Source organism: Gelidibacter sp. (assembly GCF_039916245.1).
In the GTDB taxonomy this organism is placed as follows: Bacteria; Bacteroidota; Bacteroidia; order Flavobacteriales; family Flavobacteriaceae; genus Gelidibacter.
Map to the genome: position 1 here is coordinate 1 of NZ_JBDSLS010000058.1, position 3,201 is coordinate 3,201.

Annotated in this window: 4 protein-coding genes; 3 read left to right on the plus strand and 1 reads right to left on the minus strand. The window is 35.8% G+C overall.

Annotated elements, in window-relative coordinates; all coding sequences use genetic code 11:
• Positions 1–290: 290 nt before the first annotated feature.
• Positions 291–770 (minus strand): thioesterase family protein, encoded by a 480-nt coding sequence (locus ABIQ28_RS03155; protein ID WP_348035300.1) that lies wholly within the window; start codon positions 768–770, stop codon positions 291–293.
• Between the two features lie 214 nt (positions 771–984).
• Between ABIQ28_RS03155 and ABIQ28_RS03160 the strand changes: the two genes are divergently transcribed.
• Genes ABIQ28_RS03160 through nadD form a run of 3 tightly spaced genes read left to right on the plus strand, consistent with a single transcriptional unit; the run spans position 985 to position 3,080 of the window.
• Positions 985–1,842 (plus strand): YicC/YloC family endoribonuclease, encoded by an 858-nt coding sequence (locus ABIQ28_RS03160; RefSeq protein ID WP_348035301.1) that lies wholly within the window; start codon positions 985–987, stop codon positions 1,840–1,842.
• Between the two features lie 47 nt (positions 1,843–1,889).
• Positions 1,890–2,486 (plus strand): guanylate kinase, encoded by a 597-nt coding sequence (gene gmk / locus ABIQ28_RS03165; protein WP_348035302.1) that lies wholly within the window; start codon positions 1,890–1,892, stop codon positions 2,484–2,486.
• Between the two features lie 15 nt (positions 2,487–2,501).
• The gene (nadD, locus tag ABIQ28_RS03170; RefSeq protein ID WP_348035303.1) at positions 2,502–3,080 is read left to right on the plus strand and encodes a nicotinate (nicotinamide) nucleotide adenylyltransferase; all 579 of its coding nucleotides are present in this window, start codon (positions 2,502–2,504) and stop codon (positions 3,078–3,080) included.
• Positions 3,081–3,201: the final 121 nt, after the last annotated feature.

Sequence of the window (3,201 nt, forward strand, 5' to 3'; positions counted from 1 at the left end):
AAAGGATTTTAAAAAGTACATTCTACAACATTATACCTTTTTGAGCCGACCTGTAATTGTAGTTAATGACCAAATTTTTATTGGCAACAATGCTAAAACCGTAGAAGCCGCGAAACAAGCGATTCATGAGAGCTAGAAATGTTGCACTGATCGCAGCATTTGAGATTTACTTAATGTATGTCTTTAGCTAAACACCCGCCAAAGAAATCGTTGCGGACTGCTTTATAAACAATATGATCAACGGGATTAGCTCTATTTTGATCTCGTCGTTTATTTGGTAACCAATTATTTTAAAGCTTTAAATTAATTGGTTTCTTCCCGAATTTACGTGTATCCTCTTTAGTCAGAACTTTAAAATCTTCCGATTTTGGAAAACTGTTCATTTCGGCTAAAAACTCGGCTGGTAAGCCTGTCAATTCACGAGTCTTTAAATTGATCCATGCGCCTAAAAGCTCACAATTCGCTAAATTTTCTCCTTTATCATTATAGATATTGTGCTCAATCTTAAAAAACATACCATCTTCACTCAAGCCCTTGACTTCAAGACTGACCCGAATTGGTGTACCTAAAAAGGCTTCTTTGAAATAATAGATATGCTCATAAAAAACGACGGGACTGATTTGATTCTTAATCAGATTGGCCAAAGAAAAATTATGATCTTCAAAAAAGGCTACACGGGTATGGCTCATAAAGTTAACATATGCCGAATTGGCTAAATGCATATTAGCATCAATATCACTCCATCGTATTTCAAAATCCTTTAAGTACATGTTTTTTATTTTTTAAGAATATAGATAATAGACTTTAGATTATAGAACTAATTTCGAAAAAACAGGCCGTAATTCAAAAGGCTATTATGCGGTTACTAATTAATAAGAACACAAATTTAGAGGTTTTAAATACTTTAAGCACATTTCCTCTGATTTATTAACCTGCTAAAACTGATGATTTTCATTACCTTTGTGCAACTTTTAAAATACGTCCATGATACATTCCATGACAGGATATGGGAAATCTGTGCTACAGCTTCCCAACAAAAAAATCTCCATTGAGGTAAAATCGCTTAACAGCAAAAACCTCGATCTGAATACCAGAACGCCTTCTTTATACAGAGAAAAAGAACTGGACATTCGTAAGTTAATCGCTTCAAAACTAGAACGAGGCAAGATCGATTTTTCATTGTACATGGAGATTACTGGCGAAGAAACCTCAACCCAAATCAACAAAACGGTTGTCAAACAATACATCAAGCAATTGAAAGAAGTTGTGGACGGCGATGAAACCGAATTGCTAAAAATGGCCATTCGTTTACCAGATGCTGTGACCACTGAACGCGATGAGATGGATGAAGATGAATGGCATCTCATAGCCGCAGAAATCAATACCGCTTTAGATAAAATACAACAATACCGTTTGGACGAAGGCAAAGTTCTCGAATCAGAATTTCTTGATCGCGTTAAAAACATTTCAGACCTCTTAGATGAAGTTATCGCTATGGATCCTGAACGGATTGAAGGCGTGAGAGAACGCTTAAACAAAGGTGTTGCTGAATTAAAAGAAAAAGTAGATGAAAACCGTTTTGAACAGGAATTGGTTTTTTATATTGAAAAATTTGACATTACCGAAGAGAAAGTACGTTTGAAAAATCACTTAGATTATTTCATAAAAACTATTAACAGCGACGATTCCAACGGAAAAAAACTAGGATTTATCAGCCAGGAAATGGGTCGTGAAATCAACACGATTGGTTCAAAAAGTAACTATGCGCCGATGCAAAAGCTAGTCGTACAGATGAAGGATGAATTGGAAAAAATTAAAGAGCAATTGCTAAATGTGCTTTAAAGATTAGAGAAAATAGACTATTGACTGATTACCCTAAAAATATATTTGTGACCGAACTCAATGACATCCCCAATCACGGTAAACTTATCGTATTCTCGGCCCCTTCTGGCTCGGGAAAAACAACCTTAGTAAGACATTTACTCCAACAAGAAGAACTCAATTTAGAATTCTCTATATCTGCCACTTCGCGAGAGAAAAGAGGCACTGAAACCGACGGAAAGGATTATTATTTTCTCGACACCCAAGCTTTTAAAACTCACATTAAAAACGATGATTTTTTGGAGTGGGAAGAAGTATATCGCGATAACTTTTACGGCACTTTAAAATCTGAAGTCGAACGTATTTGGGCGAAAGGAAAAAATGTGATTTTCGACATTGATGTTTCGGGAGGCCTTCGTATTAAAAGAAAATTCCCGGATCAAACGATTGCTATTTTCGTAAAACCGCCAAGTATTGATGAACTAAAAATTCGTCTTAAAAAGCGTCAAACAGAAAGCAATGACAAAATCAACATGCGTATTGCAAAAGCTTCTGCTGAATTGGCAACTGCGCCATTATTTGATGTGATTGTTATTAATGATGATCTTGACAAAGCCCTTGCTGAATCGTATAAATTAGTTTCAGATTTTGTAAAAAAAGATTAAAAAAAATAGATAGAGATGAAAATCGGACTTTATTTTGGCACGTTTAACCCCATTCATATTGGTCATTTAATTATTGCCAATCATATGGCGGAGTATAGTGACCTTGACCAAATCTGGTTTGTGGTCACCCCTCAAAGTCCGTTTAAAGTCAAAGCTTCAATGCTCGATAACCATCACCGTTTTGAGATGGTTTATCGCGCTACAGCAGATTATCACAAACTCCGGCCAAATGATATTGAATTTGGCTTACCGCAGCCCAACTACACTATTGACACGCTTACCTATTTACAGGAAAAACATCCAAAATATGAGTTTGCGTTGATTATGGGCGAAGACAATCTGAAAAGTTTTCATAAATGGAAAAACTACGAATTGATCTTGCAAAACCATAATATCTATGTCTATCCAAGATTGTCAGATGGCGTGATTGAAACCCAATTTGACAAGCATCCAAAAATCCATCATGTGGATGCACCAATCATGGAATTATCCTCTACATTCATCAGAAATTCTGTCAAAAAAGGCAAAAATGTTAGGCCTATGTTACCCGAACAGGCTTGGGAATATTTGGATGAGATGAATTTTTACAGATAAAATCCCTGCGTGATATATTGAGCCTGTCGAAATAAAGCAGGGGTCTCATGAACATACTCTAAATCTAGAATTAAAACCCAATCCTTCAACGTTCAATAAGGAGAATACAAGCTAATATTTA

What these genes read in the sequence shown, in the direction of transcription:
- ABIQ28_RS03155 (WP_348035300.1), bottom strand. Translation starts at nt 770, where the DNA reads ATGTACTTAAAGGATTTTGAAATACGATGGAGTGATATTGATGCTAAT.
- ABIQ28_RS03160 (WP_348035301.1), top strand. Translation starts at nt 985, where the DNA reads ATGATACATTCCATGACAGGATATGGGAAATCTGTGCTACAGCTTCCC.
- nadD (WP_348035303.1), top strand. Translation starts at nt 2,502, where the DNA reads ATGAAAATCGGACTTTATTTTGGCACGTTTAACCCCATTCATATTGGT.